Source organism: Paracoccus marinaquae (assembly GCF_018860165.1).
Classification (GTDB): domain Bacteria; phylum Pseudomonadota; class Alphaproteobacteria; order Rhodobacterales; family Rhodobacteraceae; genus Paracoccus; species Paracoccus marinaquae.
Map to the genome: position 1 here is coordinate 1 of NZ_JAHKNG010000134.1, position 796 is coordinate 796.

At 64.1% G+C, this 796-nt stretch carries 1 protein-coding gene; it reads right to left on the reverse strand.

Annotation, left to right across the window (positions count from 1 at the left end):
• Nucleotides 1–796: IS110 family RNA-guided transposase (locus tag KNW02_RS20660; RefSeq protein ID WP_216035049.1), on the reverse strand; the 796-nt coding region annotated here is incomplete at both ends.

The window sequence follows — 796 nt, forward strand, 5'->3', positions numbered from 1 at the left end:
CCAGTGAGCCATCTGTCGCCATGCGTTCGAGACCGATGGCGAACGCCCAGACGACACGCGCCATTTTGTTTGCCAGTGCCACGCGCACCAGCATCGGCGGCTTGCGCGACAGCCTGCCGCCCAGCCACGTGCCGGACTTGGCCGAAGCGTGGGTATGCCGTTTGATAATGACGCTGTTGGCGCCGATGATCAGCAGGCGTCGCAGGGACCGCTCGCCCATCTTCGTCGTGGCTCCGAGCCGCTGCTTGCCGCCGGTCGAATGCTGCCGGGGCACGAGGCCCAGCCAGGCTGCAAAATCGCGCGCTCGGCGGAATGTGTCAGGCGGCGGGGCCAAAGTTGCGATGGCTGTCGCAATCAGTGGACCGATACCCGGCACCGTCATCAGACGCCGCGCCACTTCGTTCTCTTTGGCGCGTCGGGTGATCTCGGCATCAAGCTTGCCGATCTCAGCCTCCAGATGGGTGAGCGCTCTGACCAGAACTTTCAGGGTGGGGATGGCATCGGCAGGTAGAGTGCATTCTGGATCTTCGACGAGTGCAATCAGCTTCGATGCATTCGCTGCCCCCTGCGGCACGATCTCCCCGAACTCGCTCAAATGCCCTCGCAGTGCATTGATGGCCTGGGTCCGCTGCCGGATCAGAAGCTCGCGCACGCGGAACACCATGGCCGCGCCCTGAGTCTCTTCGCTCTTCACAGGCACGAAGCGCATCGTCGGCCGCAATGCCGCCTCGCAGATCGCCTCGGCATCGGCCGCATCATTCTTCTGCCGCTTCACGAACGGCTTGACGTAGGCGGG